The 19,648-nt window shown below is 49.0% G+C and carries 12 protein-coding genes; 9 read left to right on the top strand and 3 right to left on the bottom strand.

The window, feature by feature from the left end; translation table 11 throughout:
• Window positions 1–39 precede the first annotated feature (39 nt).
• Complete coding sequence (locus ABH897_RS00325) at window positions 40–378, top strand: hypothetical protein (protein WP_283655788.1); 339 nt, start codon at window positions 40–42, stop codon at window positions 376–378.
• Window positions 379–493: 115 nt separating this feature from the next.
• On the opposite strand, the gene ABH897_RS00320 is transcribed toward ABH897_RS00325, so the two are convergent.
• On the bottom strand, window positions 494–706 hold the full coding sequence (locus ABH897_RS00320; RefSeq protein ID WP_404519126.1) for a hypothetical protein: 213 nt from the start codon (window positions 704–706) through the stop codon (window positions 494–496).
• 297 nt (window positions 707–1,003) lie between these two features.
• On the opposite strand from ABH897_RS00320, the gene ABH897_RS00315 reads away from it, so the two are divergent.
• A complete protein-coding gene (locus ABH897_RS00315; protein ID WP_404590906.1) occupies window positions 1,004–3,754 on the top strand; it encodes a PHB depolymerase family esterase in 2,751 nt (916 codons plus the stop codon).
• A gap of 196 nt (window positions 3,755–3,950) precedes the next feature.
• Here ABH897_RS00315 and ABH897_RS00310 read toward each other — a convergent pair whose 3' ends face one another.
• Together ABH897_RS00310 and ABH897_RS00305 are read right to left on the bottom strand one after the other, a co-directional pair.
• The gene (locus tag ABH897_RS00310; RefSeq protein ID WP_283655791.1) at window positions 3,951–4,112 is read right to left on the bottom strand and encodes a hypothetical protein; all 162 of its coding nucleotides are present in this window, start codon (window positions 4,110–4,112) and stop codon (window positions 3,951–3,953) included.
• A 172-nt stretch (window positions 4,113–4,284) separates the two neighbouring features.
• Window positions 4,285–5,202: a hypothetical protein gene (locus ABH897_RS00305; protein WP_404519124.1), complete on the bottom strand. Its 918-nt coding sequence runs from the start codon at window positions 5,200–5,202 to the stop codon at window positions 4,285–4,287.
• Window positions 5,203–5,647: 445 nt separating this feature from the next.
• Here ABH897_RS00305 and ABH897_RS00300 point away from each other — a divergent pair, with 445 nt between their 5' ends.
• The 7 genes from ABH897_RS00300 (at window position 5,648) to ABH897_RS00270 (ending at window position 19,559) form a co-directional block, all read left to right on the top strand.
• The gene (locus ABH897_RS00300; protein ID WP_283655793.1) at window positions 5,648–7,453 is read left to right on the top strand and encodes a vWA domain-containing protein; all 1,806 of its coding nucleotides are present in this window, start codon (window positions 5,648–5,650) and stop codon (window positions 7,451–7,453) included.
• A 24-nt stretch (window positions 7,454–7,477) separates the two neighbouring features.
• On the top strand, window positions 7,478–10,867 hold the full coding sequence (locus ABH897_RS00295; RefSeq protein WP_404590904.1) for a tubulin-like doman-containing protein: 3,390 nt from the start codon (window positions 7,478–7,480) through the stop codon (window positions 10,865–10,867).
• A gap of 3 nt (window positions 10,868–10,870) precedes the next feature.
• Window positions 10,871–13,237 carry a transcription initiation factor TFIID gene (locus ABH897_RS00290; protein ID WP_404590902.1) on the top strand — a complete coding sequence of 789 codons (2,367 nt, stop codon included), beginning with the start codon at window positions 10,871–10,873 and terminating at the stop codon, window positions 13,235–13,237.
• Between the two features lie 70 nt (window positions 13,238–13,307).
• Window positions 13,308–14,597 carry a vWA domain-containing protein gene (locus tag ABH897_RS00285; RefSeq protein ID WP_404590900.1) on the top strand — a complete coding sequence of 430 codons (1,290 nt, stop codon included), beginning with the start codon at window positions 13,308–13,310 and terminating at the stop codon, window positions 14,595–14,597.
• Between the two features lie 18 nt (window positions 14,598–14,615).
• Entirely contained in the window at window positions 14,616–15,269 is a 654-nt protein-coding gene (locus tag ABH897_RS00280; protein ID WP_404590898.1) for a beta-mannanase, read from the top strand.
• A 16-nt stretch (window positions 15,270–15,285) separates the two neighbouring features.
• Window positions 15,286–16,551, top strand: a complete 1,266-nt coding sequence (locus tag ABH897_RS00275; protein ID WP_404590896.1) for a TRAFAC clade GTPase domain-containing protein — start codon at window positions 15,286–15,288, stop codon at window positions 16,549–16,551.
• Window positions 16,548–19,559, top strand: coding sequence for a GAP1-N2 domain-containing protein (locus ABH897_RS00270; protein WP_404590894.1), 3,012 nt, complete (start codon window positions 16,548–16,550; stop codon window positions 19,557–19,559). The genes ABH897_RS00275 and ABH897_RS00270 overlap by 4 nt, the downstream gene beginning before the upstream one ends.
• Window positions 19,560–19,648 lie beyond the last annotated feature (89 nt).

The raw sequence follows: 19,648 nt of genomic DNA, 5'->3' as shown, positions 1-19,648 counted from the left end.
ATACTTGGTAATAGGGTGCATCATAAGGAGAGAGACAATATGCAACTGATAAAAACACATAGCTACCTGCAAGTGGATGACTATTTGGATCTACTTAATTATGCGAAACAACTGAACGATATAGAGTGGCAGCAAGAGCTTAAAGAAGCCTTACAGCATCAATCGCTGGAGAATGGCAGAGAAACTAAAGATTCTGAAATTAATGCGTTATGGCGGCATTTTGACCAGATCAATGATAGATTATTGGAGTTGTTTGATCTTCTACGGAATAGCAATAATTCGGTAGAGAGAAATTCTTGGAGCGAACAGATTTGGGAACTAAAACTGGAACGCATCAAACTGGAAAAGCAAATTCAAGCGAGCTATTCACATTATTGAGGGTTCAGCATACCAATAAATATAACAAAACTAGATAAAAAAAGGCATGCAGCTGCAACTGCAATGCCAAGAATTCGCGAAAATCAGTTAAAAAATAATGCTCAATACAAAAAAATTATTTTGAAGTTTGTTTCATGTCGCGCATCATTTTCATCATCATCGTCATCATTTCGTCGCATTCTTGCATTTTAGTCATCATCACATCCATGTTCATGTCCATCATATTCATATCCGACATTTTTTCCATGCACATATTCATGCTTTTCATTTTAGCCATCATGTCTTCCATACACATCATCATCATCATTTCCATACACATCTTTTCCATTGTTTTTCCTCCTCCTATTTTGAAAATAGTAACTTCTTCCTTAACATACTATACCCAAGTATGGATAGCAATAATCATGACAGATAAGAATAGGTTTTTATGTATAGAAATTTTCAATAACGAAGTTAAGCACTCTGCTTTCTTCGTTTTTCTGTTTTTTAAGAATAGCCTCTTTTTTTTGGAAGAAGAAAGGAGTACGCAAAGGCGATAACGAATAGCTTTATATAGTTAAAATGAATGTTAACGGAGTATTATCGCGACGTCTCTGAGGAAACAAAAACCTGGAGGGGGAATGTTATGAGGTTCACGCATCTGGAAAAAGCGACAACTGTGCTGTTGGATCATCCGGTTCGTCTGACGTCTGCTTATGCAGTCGGTCCGGTCAAGCTGCCGGAAAATTGCGGTGTGGGTAGGGCATGGTCCGATCATTTTACCCCTGAGGAATGGGATTTGGAAAGGGCCTGTAATGAAGAAGGACTGGAGCTTTCGGCTGGAGGAAAGGCAGCGTGCCGCTTATTAACTGAGCTGGACCCCCGGAACGCGGAATTGAATTTAGGTGTCTTTCCGCCCCTGACTGAGCAAGAAAGGCTTTTGCTGGTTTCGAATCTCCGTTGCGCGGCAGCACAGGAAGTTATTTTCAGACCGTTTGAAGGAACAGGACAAATTTGGGTGGACGGCATATTGGTATATGCGGAATCCGGTCCTTTGCGCTTGTATCTAGACGAAGGTAATCATACGGTGGTGGTCGTTGCAGCCTTTATTCCCGATGAAGCTCGCTCTATTAGGATCAGTGGAACTCAGACGTGTGACAGCGCAGATGTCGCGGAGCTGCATCAGGAATTCGTAGAGCGCAATATACGTTTTCATATGGCATGGCTGGAGGTGGAGAAACCCGCTGGCAGGGAGGGAGAAGACAGTCCGGTCTTGTTTTATTTGCTGCGCAAGGATCGCATAGATCTTCCTGTAGATCAGCCGTTATGGGTCGAGGTAACGAATGATGAGGGAACATTGCTGGACCGGTTTCAGGCGGTTTGGGAGCAGGAGCAGCAATATGCCTGGAATGAGGAAGTTGCCGGGAATACGGGAATGCTGCATTTTACGGTTACATATCAGGACCATGAGGCAAGAGAGCATTATTTTGTGTACTCGATGCTTGTGCGGCCTTTGTCGGCGGTTGTGGAGGGTTTGCAAGAAGAGTACGACCAATATAATCAAGCTTATATTACAGATGCTTTTGGCTCTGCGAGGAAATTACAGGCAGAAGGCTTGCTGGCTGAGCTGAAAAGGTTAACGGCTTTGCCGGAAGATCCTTTTGAAATCTGGGATAATCGCATTGTGCGGGAATATATCAAGCTACTAAAACGAATTTTCACACATGCGTACACGGAACGGCCTCAGCATCCATCTCGGGAAGATAACATCCTTTTGTGCCCTGACGGGATTGGCGAAGGCTTTTTTGTCTCCCGTTTGGACAACAGTCTGCAACGCTACACGATACAGCTTCCCCGAAACTATTCGGCGGATCGGCAGTATCCTCTCATTGTCCTGATGCCGGGCAAACGGTATGAGCTGGGTCTGCCGGATTTTCAGAAACGGGGCTTTGGACAGGGCTGGGAAGAGGAAGCGATATTCGTCACTTTTTCGTGCCGTGGAGTTACGCTGGGCAGTTACATTGGTGAAGCCGCTTTTCTGGAGGCGCTGGATGCTATTCTGCAAGCGTACCGGGTGGATGAAGACCGAATCTATCTGACGGGCTATTCTAACGGCGCATACGCTGCCTGGGCGATGGCACAGGCTTATCCTTCGCGTTTTGCGGCTATTGCCGTCATTGCTGGCGCACCGCATCCGAAGCATCTGATGAACCTGCTGAATATGCCCATATTCAATGTGGTTGGAGATCAGGATTACTTGTTTGCGCAAGCTTATACGGCTCCTGAAACCGACCTTTCATCCGACCATTATAAAGGAGTAGTGGAACGGTGTGCCAACCATTGGGACACGCATGAACTGAGGCTTTTGGACGGTGTACTGAGTTGGCTTATGCAATGGAAGAGAGTGATGGTACCTCAGCGTATTGCCTACCGAACGGAGCGGGGGAGACATAACCGGGCTTATTGGCTGGAATTGACGCAAGTGGATGAAACCGAGGAATACTCCGAACTGTACGGTGAAATGAGCAAAACGGGTGAACTGGATGTTAGAGCCGTCCACGTCGATGAATTTATTATTCACCTCTCACATGAGATCGTACCATTGGAGCTTGTCCATGTCCGTATTGGAGCGCGGGTTTTCGTGTTGGATTTACTAGAATATAACCGCTTTCGCTTTGTTAAAATAGAGTCGCGGAAACGCCCCTCACCTGAATATCGATTGATTGCTGAACGGTGGAGCGAAACAGATGGAATTTCTGGAAAAGAAACGGATGACGAAACAGCAAGGTTCAGGTTAAAAAGCGCAGGTCGGAATCCTTCTGGCCATGGTATGGGAGTGCTGGACGTTTATATGGATCGTCTGCATATTGTCCTTCCATCCAGCTATGCTACACCCGAAGAAGAGCAGGCGGTAAAACGGACGGCAAAGGCTTTGGCCAGCCCTCGCACAGCGACCTGGAATCCGTATATCGGTGTTCATTACCCTGTTGTGGCTTCTCATGAGATTTCCGAGGAAGAACTGGCTGACAGTAACGTGATCTGTATCACCTCAGGCTTGTCCAGACATGAGCTGCTTCAGCGCCATCAAGCCCATTTACAGATCAGCTGTACGGAAAAAGGGTATGTACTGGGCGGTGATTTCACGGCAGGCGAGTATTGTCTTTCGTATATCCAGCCTGCCCCGTGGTCCACACGCAAACAAATGCTTGTTGTGGCGACGAATTCTCCCCGGATGCTAGGTAAAAACCTGTTTATGCGCAAGCTGATTATGCCCGGCTATTTTAACGGTCTGCATCCGTATTTGAATAAAGAGGTTATTGTGTATGACAGCAAGGGTGTGCGTGCTTTCAATTTTACTTCTAATAAATATGCGTTCCACAAGCTGCAAGGTCAATAAAGAAGACAGCTAATTAGACACGATAATCCTAAAATAAAAAAACGTCCGGAGTTGGGGAGGGGGACTGACCCCTGTCAAGTAGACGAATGAAAAAAAGCTAAGCTGCAAGCGCGTGCCGATACTCGATCGGGGCGCTTTTTGAGTTTATCCTGAAACCGCTGAGCTTCGCTCCGTTACCAGAATTGAATATCGCTTTTTAAGTAGTCCACCCCTGAGCTATCAAGTAATCTCGTTCTTCTTTGATACTGGAAAAGGAGGTACGTGTACGCCCCTTCATCGGGCTGGATGAACCCTTGCGCCAATCGAGCGGTTCAGCATTTCGAACCTGCTTCACCCAAACTTTGAGTTGGTTAGCCATACGAAAATCCCCTCCAGGTTCACTCATACCCTCATGGTAACACGCAAGGTTTTTTAAGAGTGTCTACTTGAAGGGGATGATACCAACCAGGCGATCCTGACGGTTTTTTGCTGCTTTATTGCAGTGGTTTGTCATTGTAATGACGTCATATATAGAAGGGCGTTAGGACAGATCAGTTTTTATACTGCTCTATCAGATATACGATCTTGACCTCATCGGCCAAATCGCCAAAGGGTTCATAAGGATTCTCCTGAATGATATGATATAAACGCTGAACTCGTTCCTTCGGCAGTTTGCGCACATATCTGGAAATAAAACCGGAGTGCGTGACCACGTAGCGCTTTTTACGGACAGCCGCACTGGCAACACGGACGAGAATATCCTCGCCTCCTGCCATTTCCAGAATGCGACGTTCATAAAAGGTCACGTAACGGAACGTCCGATCCTTAATTAGCTCGCGATTTAATCTGGCAATCTCTCCGATATATCTGACCATAAGCGGTTCAAAGCTTTTGATCAGGAGAGGGTCGAGCGTTAGCTCCATATCCTTGCGGAGTACAAAAGATTGCAGCAGGGCGACCTGCTGGAGCCTTATCCGGTCATTGTGGATGAGTACGGCAATCTCACGCAGCATTTCATAGGAGACACGCTCGCTGAGCTGTCGCAGTGCAACCGCGTTTTTATGATTGATGTTCAGGCCCTCTTTAATCTGCTCAATGCGGCCTCTGAACAGGCGTATAAGCTGCCTGCGCTGCTCATAGGGACGAATACGCTGCTGTAAAAGCACCAAGGGTAGCAGGAGAAGTGCGCCAACGATACCACACAGGAGCATTTGCTGGGTGGAATGGCCGAAAAAGACGGCGGCGGTCAGCAGCACGATGCCGAAGGCTAGGTCGTTGCGAAAATAAAGCTTGGCTCTGTGGTGGGCATATTGCTCTACAGGAACCAGTGCATCCCGACCGCAAGACGTACATTTATCTTCCCATAGGGCAGTAAACTGTCCGCAACGCTTGCAGATCCGCAGCTTTTGGTACGCATGCTCGGTGTGGATAAACGGACGAAATTGTACAGGCTGTTTGGCACTACTCATTGCGATCACTTCTCCGGTTCAGCAGGGCTAGAAGCTCAGTGTTCATTTGCGTAATCGAGGGAGCGCGTTTTTTATGTATAGAGTAAGTGATTAATTTGATGGCGACAAAAAGAAACAAAATCGCCAAACATCCGTATGAGATCATAGTGTACTTCCTCTTTCTGCTCAGATTTTTACAGCGATAATTTGCAAGAGCGGGTTTCGCTTCTGTCATTTTTGTCGTATAAAGGAGAAGGCTGGTGCCCGATTGCCCTTGTTGGGGTATAATTATATCATTACTGCAGGATATTGGTAAAATCCCGCAGTATAATAGGCTTCTTGGCTGTAATCAGGCTATTCGGGCATCATTTTCAGCTGGCTCTCATGTAAAACTCATTATAATTTAATAGTAGGGGAGTACAACTGTAATTTAGAATGAGAACTAACCGGCAAAGGGGTACAAGCGATGTATAGTAGAGACAGAAAATGGTTTTTAGTCATCGGAATCATATGTGCAATGATCATGACCTCAATTTCGGCATGGCAGCCGCAGACGGCGAATGCTGCTTCAACCTCCGCCTCCAAGGTGGATGCGGTGCTGGTTGTCGATGTGAGTAATTCCATGAATACCAGTGATCCAGGCAAAATTGGCAATGAAGCCATGAAAATGTTCATTGATATGCTGTCGACGCAAAATGACAAGGTCGGCATTGTAGCGTATACGGATGTCGTACAGCGCGAGAAGGCTTTGCTTAATATTACGTCCGAAGCGGACAAGCAGGAACTGAAGTCGTTCATTGACGGGCTGAACCGGGGGGCGTATACTGACACCTCCGTAGGTGTCAAGGAAGCGATCCGCATTTTGCAGGATGGCAAGACAGCGGGACACGCGCCTATGATCGTCATGCTGGCCGATGGTAACAACGATTTAAATAAAACGACGGGCAGAACTGAAAGCCAATCCGATCAGGATATGGCGAAGGCTGTGGCCGAAGCTAAAAATAGTGGCGTTCCCATCTACACCATCGGTTTGAATGCAGATGGAAAACTGAATAAAAACAAGCTCGCAGACATTGCGCAGCAAACGGGCGGTAAATCTTTTATTACAAGCTCGGCGGATGACCTGCCGAACATCTTGAGTGAAATTTTCGCCAGCAATTTGAAGCTGAAGGTTGTTCCCTTGCAGTCCATTACGGCTAACGGCAACTATCAGGACGTTACGGTAACTGTACCGAACGATAGCGTGCTGGAGGCTAACATTTCGATTATGTCCTCCAAGCCGGTGGATGCGAGACTGATAGACCCGTCGGGCAACACCAAGCCGATTCCTTCAAGTGATGTACTGCTGTCCAAGTCGAAAAGCTACTCCCTGATTAAGTTGCTCAAGCCTGTGGCTGGCGACTGGAAGCTCCAGGTCAAGGGAGTCCAGCAGGATCAGATTGATATTAATCTGGTGTTTAACTATGATTTGGAACTGAAACTGGACGCACCGCCTGCCAAAGCTTACAAAAAAGGTGACGCAGTCCAAATTCGTTCCTACCTGACGAGTAACAACCAGCAGCTTCAGGATCAGGAACTGTATGCAAATATGAATGCAGTTTTGAAGGTCAAGGACCTTGATTCCGGTACAACGAATGAGGTTCCATTGAAGAATGAGGGGGACGCCTTTACCGGCTCCTACACGATACCGGATGAGCATGACTATGAACTGACCGTTAGAGCAGAGGAAAAGAGCTTCTACCGTGAAACCCAGCCTGTGACCATCAGTGCCAAGGCTGCGGCGGGCAGTGGCACGAATAACGGTACTACTACGGCGCCGGCAGCACCTGCCGAGAAGTCCAAACTGCTACCCCTCATTCTGTTGGGGCTGGGACTGATCGTTCTGCTGATTGCAGCCTACTTTATCTGGAAGGCTGTCAAAAAAGCCAACCGCGGCTTTGTCGGACAAATCGTTTTGGAGATTCGGGACGAGAATACCGGTGAAAAAACGTATCCGCAATACAAGAAGCTGAACACCTTCCGGGGTAAATTCAATCTGCACCAGTTGCTGCAACTGGCACCGGAATTTGCCGAAACCGATAAGGTGGTGTTCACGCCAGGCAATCAGGACCGTATCATGGTGCGCAGCACTCCGGAGATTGCGATTGAAAAATCCGGACGCGCTGTAGATACAGGCAGTGGTCTTGAACTGAAAAACGGCGATCGCCTGACGATTCCGCTGGCAAGCGTGGACAAAACCATTTTGCTGGAATTCATTTCAGTAAACAGCTAAACGAACCCTTAGGAGGTCAAATCTATGAAACCAGTAGTTAGAGAGCATATCCAGCAATTAGACGTATCACTCGGCGGAGGGATCGTAAGCGATAAAATCAGGGTTGATACCATTGATAATCCCATTTTGATTATCGGACTCGGAGGGACGGGTATTGATGCCCTCCTCCGCTTGAAATATCAAATTAACCGCAGATTCAAGCTGCCAGCAGATCCGGTTTCCAAGAAAAAGAGCGAGAAGCCGGACAACGTGGAATTTCTCGCTTTTGAAACGAATGAGCAGGATCGCAACAAAAAATATAAAGGGATCGGCTTGGACCCAATCAACGAGTTTGTACTGCTGTCCAATGCGGAAATCGGCGGATTGCTGCAAAACCGCAGCATTTTGGAGCCGTACATTACGGATTGGCTGTCACCCGAGCTGAGCATTACCGATGGCATGAACGGGGCGGCAGGGGTGCGTCAGGCTGGACGTTTGCTGCTGTTCACCAAAATCAATCAAGTCGTGCAAAGCATTGACAAGAAAATCAAAACCCTGTCTGAAGGCACCAATAAGAAGCTGATGGTGTTCCTGCTGTCCGGTTTGTCCGGCGGTACGGGGAGCGGTACCTTCCTCGATATCTCGTATATCGTCAGAGGGATTATTGAGCGCGATTACGGCTCCGCAGGTGTAGACCGTGTAAATACATTGGGGTATCTGTTTACGCCGGACATTAATCTGGCGAACAAAAGCCTGAGCGAGCATACACGTGAATATATTAAAAAGAACGGCTATGCTGCGCTGAAAGAGCTGGACTACTGGATGAATGTGGACAGCCGCAGTGAACGGTTCAAACAGCAGTATGGCAACATTTTGACCGTGAATTCACCGTTGCCGCCGTTTAATCTGTGTCATCTCATTTCAGCGACGAATACAGAAGGCAAGCTGCTGGAAAATGCCTATGATTACTGCATGAATGTCACCGCCGAGAACATCACCAACTTTATGGCGAGCGAGGAAAAGCAGTCAGGCGAAGAGTTTGCCATTCATGACTATATCAGCAACATTCGTACCAATATTGCACAAATGAACAAGGCATATCCTGCCAACTACGATTACAATATTATCGGGGCTTCCTCGGCGGTACTGCCAATGGAGGAAATGACAACATATCTGGCTTACCGGATGTTCGGCAAAATGTCCAAAATGTTCGAGCAATCACCGAATCAAGAGGATGTCGAGAAGTTTGCCCGCAAGCTGGGCGTCGATCTGGACAGCATGATCAAAAACTTCGAATCTCGTGTTCCTGAACCGCTGCCGGGCTTTGAAAACAGTGAACGATTAAGCTACAACAATGTAGTCAAAATGCAAGTTGTGAATATGGATACCGAGCTGGAGCAGACCTTCCTGACACGTGCGCGTGAGGAATATATCAAGGCGAAGAAGCAGCTTCCGGGTGAAATTACGGGGCAGTTTACCGACCAAATCCGTCGGATGTTCCTGCATCCCGAGCAAGGTCCGTTTTATGTATCCCGTATGATTTATACGGAAAAAGGCTTTAGCTTGCTGAAAATGCTGCTTTCGTACATTGAGACGCTGCGTGAATCACTGCATCGTATCCCTACGGATATTGAATGGGCGCGTGAGCAGGCGGGCGAAAAGCTGGGCGATGCCAAGAGCGCGTTCGTGTCCAAGGATAAAAAGAAAAATGCGTACATTGAAGCGAAAATCAATGAATACTGGCTTCGGGCCGATGTGGAGCGTACAGAGCAGCTTATTGAATTTTATGAAGACCTGTATGATCTGCTGAATAAGGAAAACAGCCGCATTTATAATGTATTTACTGAAATTTTGAATGCACTGAGCGCGATTTTCGAGAAGAATGGCGATCTGCTGATCAACGGCGAAGAACAGTCCGATCACAGAGGCAACAAAACGTACTATTGGAATCTGGTCAGCGTGCCGGATATTTCCGAAGTCGTAACCAAGCTGCTGGATAAGCGTGATGGTGATGATCTGATTCGTGATTTTGCCCAAGAGTTGCTGGAAAATTCGGATCAATGGGTGAAGGATCAGGATATCGACATCATTAGTTCCATCTCCAACTTCCTGACCGACAAGTTCGGTGATCTGATTACCCGTTCGATGGAGGATTTCCTCGTGATGAAATACGGGCAGGATGAGGCCATTGAAAAATTCGTGGAGCGCTATATTGCAAGCAAGCTGGATGAAGAAGCTGTGCCTGTGTTCCATCTGAGCAATAGCTCCGGTAACCTGTATTTCCCGTCATGGGGTTTTGTCTCAGTTCCGGTGCAGTCGCCTAATATTCTGAAAGGCGTTCGCAATTATCAAAATAATGCCATTGGTAAATCACACTTTACCATTAAAGAGAGTGAAGTCCGTAACCGGATTTTCTGGCTCAATACGCGCAATGGTGTGCCGTTGTTTGTTTATACGCCGCTCAAGGTGTATGAAGAAAGCTATGAAAAAACGATTCTCGACCGGGAAGGTATTGGCCGCCATCTGGTGCAAACAGGCCAGAATAACTGGACGAATTTGCCGTCACCGATTCCTGAAAAATCGTGGGGAGAAACGTATGTCAATTCGCGTGTACAAGCTTACAATGCCCGCATCCGTAACGACTTCGACCGTGCCAAGTCACTTGGCGTGATCCGTGAGAAGGATGTTGACCAGAATACGAGCAGCCGCTTTACTGTGCTGCGTTCACGTGCGCTGGATCTGAATGGCCTGCTGGCAGGCTACGATATGCGTTTGCAAGAATCCAAGCCGAATCTGGGTGAGGTGAAGAGAGCGTGGTCTGAGCTGAAACGCCTGCTGGCTGAAGGGCTGGAACAGACGGGAAGCAAGGACATCTTTGGCAGCATCAATGAAGAGATGGCGAAGGAAAACCTGATTCGTTCACCGGAGTTAACGCAGGTGGTTCGTGAAGAACTGGCGAAATATACCCAAATTGAAGCGAAGGCCGCCGAGCTGGAAGCCTTGCTGGGCAAATATCAGGATGAGGAAAAATGGCTGGATCAGTTCATTCAGGCACTCTATACCGACACGATTACGAAGAAAGGCGCTTTATACGTCTATGACCGTGACGAAGAGGAAGAGGCTTGGGAGCCATTTGCCAATGTCATGAAGAGTCGTAATTACGTGGAGTTTGAAGTGTTTACGAATTTCCGTGGTCTGGAAGAGAAAAAATATGCAGCTCTGATGCGTAAGGCGGATCGCCGTGATGCTGTACTGACTTCGTCCGAGGATATTACGCCGCTCTTGGCGAAGCTGGATGAACTGGCTGGAATCTACTTGGAAGCCCGGAATCAATTGGAATATGAAAAGGTGGAGCTGGCTAACGGAACGGAGCTCTATGCGTTCTACGCTCAAATGTCCGGGAAACTAAACGATATCCGTAGAAAGTTGAAGTAAAGTATGAGAGAGCAGTTGTTACGTTATGCGGCTGACTATGCAGCCGCAGAGGATCAATTCATCGGTAGCGGGGATGGACGCAGCAGCATCCATTTCCCGTCCGTGTTTCTTTTTATCGGTGACCGTATGGGTCCGGCAATCAACACGATTGCAGATATCAACCGGACCAAGTGGGATAACAGTACTGGGGTAACGTACATTCACATCCGGTCGCAGGAGGATCATGCAACTGTAGATCGTCCGGTGGGTGCCATTGTCCATGCGGTAGCAGTACCGGAGGAAAGTAGCCACAAAACCGGACGACGTGATTTGCATCAGGCTTTTTATACACATGAATCGCAGTTGATTGAGCTTAACACCGCGTTGCGCCGGGCTAGTGGGAACTTGGCGGATTACGGTCGTTTGTATTCCTCGTTCGAGCGTGTCCATTTGTCGATCCTGACGACAGCCGACGATCCCATGAATGTATTGGTTCCCGAGATTACGCTGTTGGCGGAATACATTTTTGCGCAGTCCTTTAAGTCGGTACAGATGGATCTGTACGTATTGGTCAGCGAAAGCGATCAGGCAGCCCAATTTGGCTATAGCAGCGCAGCATCAGTTGCTTTTATGAGAGAACTGGACTATATCCAAAGTCCGGATTATACGTTCACGGCGCCACTGCATATGACTGAGGACAAACTGACCATTCCAGTATCTCATGCTCCGTCGCCGTTGTTCGATCTCGTCTATGTGCTGTCCGACAAGAACGAACGCGGTGTAACGGTGCCGAATAGCCTGCGAGAGAGCTGTGACATCATTTGCCATATTCAGCTTCTCAAAAACCGTTATCAGGCGGAAGATTCCTATCGTTCACAGGATGGGGGGTATAACAATACGTCGTTTAAAAACAACATTATGACGGAATCCGGGCGGCAGGGCTATGTGTCGGCTGGATTTTCCCGGGTCAAGCGCCCTAATGAGTCGATTGCGCTTACGGTGCTGCATCACTTTTATGTGAAACTGCTGGCGCGTATGAGAACAGAGCAGGAATGGGATATACGCGATAAGCTGGATTATTTCGGTTTGGATGCTGCCGAGCGCAGCCGTACACGAAATGACCTCGTTCCTGGTAATGAGGCCATTATGGACATGAGCGCTTTAATGACCAGCGGAGCCAGCTACGGCTCGTTAAAGCGAATGACACTGCGCGAGGCGGAGGAAGCCTTGTTCGGACAGGGCTGTGAAGCCTTTTTCCGCGATAATTGTGAACGGATCGTACACAAACGGTTGGGGGATTTTCAGGCGGAATTATGTCTGCAAACGGCTGTGAACGAATCGGTCAAGGAGCACCCCGAGATCGGTTTGTTCGAGCTTACGGACTGGACGGATGAGAATAAGACCGGGAATGTGCTTACCGCCATTCGAGGACTGATTCGAGATACGTCCAATGACTTGCAGATCAGCGCTGCTGAGCTGGATGCCCTGTATAGTGGACGAGTGGAAGACCAGCCCTTTCAACGATTGCCGCTGATGGATAAACATAATGTGCGCAGCTTGATCCGTTACCTGACCGAGACGGTCTATGGGCACAAGCTGAACATGCTGTGGATTCAAACGGATCTGGAGCTACTTCGCTGTTATGAGCTGGCTCTTGAAAAATGGCATATGCAGGCGAAGCATATTACCGTACAGCTTGCCAATCTGGAGCGTGATCTGCATCAGGCTGCAACGGACAGCGTCCGTCAGGCTGACAGCTATACAGGTCAAAACCTGTTTGAGTACTATGAGCGTGTGACGGAGGATGTCATGCGTGAGCTGGAGACCAAGCGGGGGAAAGCTGTATTCTTTGATGCCCGGCATATGGGTCCTGTATCCGGTTTGCTGGATGGCGGTCCGTCAAAGCTGGTGGATCGACTCACACAGACTTGCCGCACTCTGATCCTTAGCGCACAGCCGTTTAACCAGACATTCGAGGAAGAATTGCTGCGGCGGGCGAATGTGGCTGCTGCCTATGAAAATCGGCTGGTCGTTCCGAAGGATGAGCTGTTTAAAAAACTGTACCAAAGGCTGGAGGAAAACGGCGGTATTAACGTACGTTTGCTGGATTACACTCATGAGCATCGGTATGAGGAAAAATATTTCTTTGGTGACTACGAAGGCGAATTTCTTCCTTATGCGCTGGATGTGGATATTACCTCGCGCATTTACAAGCTGGGGTTTGTGCATGAGCGTCGCAGCAGCGGGGTAGAAAAGCTTCATTTGATGGGTGGTTTCCATCTGGAGGATCTGATGGTCTACCGCAACGGCAAGACGTATTATGAGACATATATCGCGAATGGTTTCGTGTTTCACGGGATCAACGCGGATCGGCTGCCGGAACTGCGGTAGCAACATGGTAATCCTACGAGGAATTTGCAAATTCCTCCTACTTTAATTATGGAAGGAAGCAACGATTCTTATGAAGCAGCGTAAATTTAATGTTCTCCTGCTGCTGTTCGGCTTGCTGGGCGCCGTAGTGGGCTTCATCATTGGAGAGCTGATTCTTAACAAACTGATAGGCCACTGGCCGCATATCATCGTGATTGGGCTGTATTTTGGCATCATGGCGCTGTGTATTGGCCTGGGATGCCTTATCGGCGAATGGATTTCGCCACAACTGAACGGGCCGTCATGGCGGCAGCGGTACTCCGGGTTGTCCTGGAAGCTGCTGGTCCCTGCTACGCTGGTGATGCTGTTCGTGGCAGGGCTGCTGCTGGAGCTGGGCTACCAGGTAAACCCCGAAGGTCGCAAAAGTGTACAGGATCTCGTGCTCGTCATTGATAATTCCGGGAGTATGCAGCAAACAGATCCCGACAATGAACGTCTGACAGCCGCCAAGAGTCTAATTGGTCAAATGGATGGAGACAAGCGGGTAGCCATCGTTTCCTTTGAGTCCACTGCGCAGTTGGTTCAGCCGTTTACCCCGATTGGCACAGATGCGGAGAAGCAAGCCGTTTATGCCAAGATCGACAGCATGCAGACCTTAATGACAGGTGGCACAGAAATCGGTCTTGCCTTGGATGAAACCATCAAAGAAATCGAAACTCAGGGTAATGCGGAAAAGGGCTCTCTCGTTATTATGCTGTCTGACGGCTTTAGTGATCTGGATAGCCAGACGGCATTGGCTCCTTATATCGCCCGGCAGATTCCGATTAATACAATCGGTCTGAAGCTCGCTGAATCCGATGGTATAGCATTATTGCAAAATATTGCCCAAATGACGGGTGGAACTTACTTCAATGTGGCGAATGCCCAAGGTCTTACTCAGGCGTTCGGTAAAATTTATGACAAAATCGGCGATCGTACTCTGGTAACGGAGCGAACAGGTGAGTATGCGGATAGTCTGTATTTTGCCATTTACCGTGTAACCGCACTGGTGATTATTGGAGTACTGCTGGGATTGGCACTCGGACTGATGTTCGATAACCGTTTTCTGGCGCGGAATTTCGCGATTGGCGGGGTTCCTGCCGGATTGCTGGCTGGCTTTATTTTGGAAAAGGGCCTGTCCGGCTCGCCCATCGGTGATTTGATGATTCGTTTGGTGGCAGCGCTCGTATTGGCGGCTCTGATCGCGGTCTTCTCGCTTGTGCTGCCGATTGCGGAAAATACTCGCCGTTCTTCCGGCGGAGGAAACCCCGGTGCGTCATCAGGTCGCAGGACAAGAGCGCCGGAAGGCCCGCCGCGTAATCGACGCAGCAGTGGATTTTAGAACGGGAGGCTGGAACTTATGCAGTATAGGGATGCACAGCCCGGTGATCCTGTTATTTCGGAGCTGAGCCACAAAATTGACGACAACCGGGTTGTGCTTCGCTGGCAGTGGCCGGAAGGAGTCACCGTGGTATATATTGCGAAACAATTAGCCGATCCGGGTGTGAACGGGCAGGAGGATGCCGAAGCGTTGCCGCCTTTTTCAAGCCTTAAGCTCTTCACACGTGAGGAGTACAAGGCTGCTGGCAGCTACCGTGACCGGATCGATGGCATTGGACGCGTGCGGTATACCGTGTATCCGGCTGTGCGGGAGGACGGAGATACTTTTGTGATCCGTCAGCAGGATGGAGCTAATCGGCTGGAACTGAGCACGGGTAAAGCTAAAATCAGATATGCGGTCCACCACAAAAAAGGCTGGTTTCACAGCCGCAAAACGGTGCAGATTCAGGTGACGGCTGAAGTTCCTGTTCCGCAGGAGGCGCTTTGCTATGTGAAAAAGCGTGGTGGCTATCCGGCGGATCGGGAGGACGGAACCTTGTACCCGTTCACGGCACCATTTCCTGCGGGACGGAATGTGTTGCCCGCTGTGGAAGTGGGCGGAGATGAATATGTGCGGCTGTTTTTTACGGACGGCCAGAAATATGGCACGGTATATGAATTAGTCCCTGAATGAAAGGAGGCCGCAACCGATGAATTTTCTTAGCAATTTATTCAGAAGAAAGCCGCAGGCAGCACCAAGGCCGTTATTTTATGATATTGTGTGCCCTTATTGCTTTAGTAAGTTTTCCCCGGAGGAAGTTGTATTCCGTGCTTCCCATCACCGTGAGGATGACGAGGATTACGCTTTGGGTGAGGACGAGCTGCTGAACAAATACCGGGAGCGCTTTGGTTTGGACAGTGTGCATGATATGGAGGCCATTCTTCATCCCCTTGATGTTCCTGAGGAGCATCGTTTGTACTCGGATCATGTACTGACAGGTCTGACGGATCGCTACGGTGAGCTGACACGTCGCAGATTGTGTCCACATTGCCATAACGAGCTGCCTGTGACCGCTGGCAAGGTGCCGAGTAATATCATTTCGATTATTGGAGCTTCACAGGCAGGGAAATCCGTCTATATGACCTCCCTGATTCACACGTTGCAGCATGTTACGGCCGATCATTTTGATGCGGCTTGCATGCCGTTGAATGCGGAGATCAGCCGCAAGTTCCGTACGATGTATGAGGAACCGCTGTTTGAGCGAGGGGATCTGCTGACCTCTACACAGAAAGAAAAGATGCAGGAGCCTTTTATCTTCCAGTTTGTGTTTAAGGATGAGGAAAAGCCGCCACTGACGCTGGTGTTTTTTGATGTCGCCGGTGAGGGGATGGTCGATCAGGACTATCTGGGTCTGCACGGACAGCATATTAAAAACTCGGCGGGTATTTTGTTTATGGTTGATCCGCTGCAAATCCGCTCTATTCGGGAGCGTATCAAGATCAACATCGGCGACAAGCCGGGCGAGTTTGTTTCGCAATATGATGAGCCGCGTGATGTCGTACTTACGATGTTCGGTGATTTTATCGCATATCAGGAAAAAGGGAAGACGGACATTCCAACCGCCATTGTCCTGACCAAAAGCGACATGCTCACTGCGCTGGCAGATGAAGAAGGCACGTACATCAAGACAAACAGCAATATTTTTAATCCAATGGAGCACCGGAAGTATATGGATTTGGATGAGTTTGCTAACATTGATGGCGAAGTGCGACGGTTCATTGAAAAGGTGGATAAGCCGTTCAAGGGCACGATGGATGTGTATTTTACAGATACGGCCTATTTTGCGGTTTCCGCCTTGGGCAGCAATCCAGTAGATCAAAAGCTGCAAGGGCTGGTTAGTCCGATCCGTGTGGATGAGCCCTTCATTTGGCTGCTTTACAAGCTGAAGTACATTGAGGGGAGAGAATCACAGTGAGTAATTCTACCTCTCATTTGATACAGCAGCAGATGTATACACGGGAACGGCGTGGTATTTTCCGTTCAACGGAAGGCTTCGATACGGTAGCCAATTCCAAGGGGCTGGACACTTCTTTTATTAAAAAGGTGCTGCATCCCTTATGTGTGTATGATGCTCCTGCTGCTTTAACAGCGCGTGGTGAGAAGCAGGAGAGCGTCTACCCGGAAGCCATGCATCTGGTACGGACGGAGTCAGGGGATGTGGTGCTGGGACGCAGTATCTACAAGGCAGCGGATTTTACCGGGCTGCGGAGCGCCTTTTTTACGCATAATTATGTGATTCCAGCCGAGCATGGTGAATCTCCGTCTGATTATAAGCAGTGGCTGAACACAACTTTTGTCGATGCTTATGATATTGAGCAAGGAACGGAATTGCCGGAATTGGAGCGTCTGCTGGGTGGGAGCGTATTTCCATCTGTTGACCCGTCTGCGGTGCTGTCTCAATTGCAGCTCGGTGAAGAAATGTTCAAGCAGATTTTATACGCAGTCATGATGTCGGCTACTGGCCGTAAAAAGATATATATAGCACTGAACGTTCCAGTAGAAGCGGTGGCATCTTCAGCCAAGCTGCTGCTGGGTGTGTTGTATGCGGCGCTGCCTTATGCATTTCGCAACAGGCTCGGATTTCTTACATATGCGAAGGAGCCACACAGCAGAAAAGGCATTCATTTGATGTTTGTTGAGCCTTTCAGTTTGCGTCCCGGTGATCGGAATGTGGAAAAGGATTTTGTATTTGACCTTACTAACAGTGGTCGGGTACTCAATGTGGATGCAGAGCAGGTGAGACAGCCGTATTTTGACTGGATTGCCCATACGTTGCTGACTGGCGGGACGCCGGATGATTTTTTCAAATTTGCCGAGCAAATGCTGACTGGCATGGAGGCCGGGCGCGATCTTGCGCTATCCAGCTATCACGAGCTAATTACACTGTACAGAATAGAGCAGGGAGAGCGCGGGCTATATAACGAACGGCGAATTTCCGTGCTGAGAAGCTTGACCGACTATTTATCTTCTCCCGATGCGTTGCCACGTAAAATGCGGCTGAATGACTTATTTCTGTCGTTTTTTGATCATGAATTTGATCGGGTGAAGGATGGATATATTCCTGACGTGGGTCTGGTCGACTGCTTCAAGGATTACTATAAAGTTCACGCGCGTAGCAGCGAGAATCGGTTGGTGGAATATTTGATCCGCTCGCTAAATAACGCCTATACCGCTAGAAATACGGAAGCTGTCACTTATATTTATCATACGATTGAAGAAAATCCTTCATTGGGCAAGTCGTATTTTACGAAGGTGCTGGGTAATCCGGCGCTCACGAAGCTGCTGTTTATTCCCTACATGGATAGCCAGATGAAAAGAACACCGGATGTGAAGGGGTTGCTGGCTGTCGTGTATGAATGGGGCAGTCGATATATTGAAGTATCGGCGAATGCCGATTTTCAGCTTTTGGCTGAGTCCGCATTGATGGGCAAACTGCGTGCTGAAAGAAAGCCGGTAGAGGCTGTGGCTGCTATTCATCAACGGTTGCAACAATGGGAAAGTAGTTCTACGGGGGGCCAACTTTCTCCACTGGAGCAATCCGGGTTAACGGAACGCTTGCAAGAAGCGTCGGATCGGTATTTGCTTACGGAAGTGGAGCTAAAGGAAATCTCACCTGATCAGGTCGTACAGATTCCGTTCTTTACCCGTCCTGATTTGGTGCAGTGGGTCGGGAAACTGCCAGCCCCGCTCAAGGGACAAGCGGTGCGCTTGATTGCAGCTTACGATTGGTTTAGCACGGAGAACCCGGAACCGTCAGTGCTGGAGGGTCTGGAGCCGGGCGAAGTGGAAAAGGTGCAGGACTGGGCTTACAGTTGGCTGCCCCAGCAGCTTGCGGAGGGCCATTTTGCCCGTCTGCTGCCTGCCTTCTATCGTTCCGATGGCACGGGCGAAGGAATACTGGATTTTGCTCGTCTGGTTAGCTCGATTCGCAAATGGGCGAAGGATAACGATACGATGTACCGTTTTATCCGCTGGTCGGAGGGACATGCCGAATTTGCTACGCCACGGGGCGGTTTTGAACCAGCCTACCGACGTGCGTTGCTTTTGTTCTTCCAGAAGGAAGGACGCGAAGGGCTGCATAAAAAAACGCTGTGGCGTGAATATTTTGAGCCTGCCAAGCCTGTCTTTAAAAATTTCTATATGACAGCAAGGCGTGAGACGGATACACCTTTAGTCAAAACGCTTCGTCGCTTCCGCAAGGGTGGGGTGATTTCCGGGATCGTGCTTGTCGTCATTGCAGGCACGCTAGGTGGCCTGAAAGCAGCGGGGGTAATCGGCTCGGAAGCCACGCCAGCACCTGTCACTACACCCAAGCCAGTGCAGCCGCCTGTAGTGGAGCCTACAGTACCCGTAAAGGAAGAGCCTACGGCGATTGTGACTCATGTGCCCAACACCAAGGCGACTACGAAAATGGTCAAGCTGCTGTTTGCTTTTCAAACATCGGCGGAGCAGGCGGCGTTTAAGCCTAAAAAGCTCGTCATTGTCGGTGCGGATCAAAAGGAGTATTCATACGAAAATTTTACGCTTGCTGAACAGAACGACAAGGAAGCAGCCAGTAAAGCTAACACTGGTCAGTCCGGTGACGCGAAAACCGGCAGTGCCACTACAGGAAGCACGCCAGCAGGGGGGGCTACTGGCTCAACGGTTGGTGGGGGTACATCCAGCAGAAACAGCGCTGATCAGGCCGGAACGGTGACAGGCCAATCGGGCGCAGGCACGACATCGGGGACTCCTACAGGTGGGAGCGGCACAGCAACCGATGGAACCGGAACCGACACTGACGCGCCAACCGAGTATGACCTGAAGCAGTATCCTTATCGCTCACTGCTGACCATTTGGCAACGACTGGAGCTAGACGATGCTAGTACAGTTACGGTGGATGGAGAAGAGTACCCGCTGGTTCAAGTGAAAACCGCTGACTAAATGTTTTTAATGTTTTTTCATGTACAAGCAAAATGAAATAGAAATGAAGTAAAAGACGGGCTTCCTTACAGGGCTCGTCTTTTACTGTA

Source organism: Paenibacillus sp. RC73 (genome assembly GCF_044908085.1).
GTDB lineage: Bacteria > Bacillota > Bacilli > Paenibacillales > Paenibacillaceae > Paenibacillus > Paenibacillus terrae_A.
Note: the sequence above shows the minus strand (reverse complement) of the source record. Positions and strands in the feature narration are given on the sequence as shown.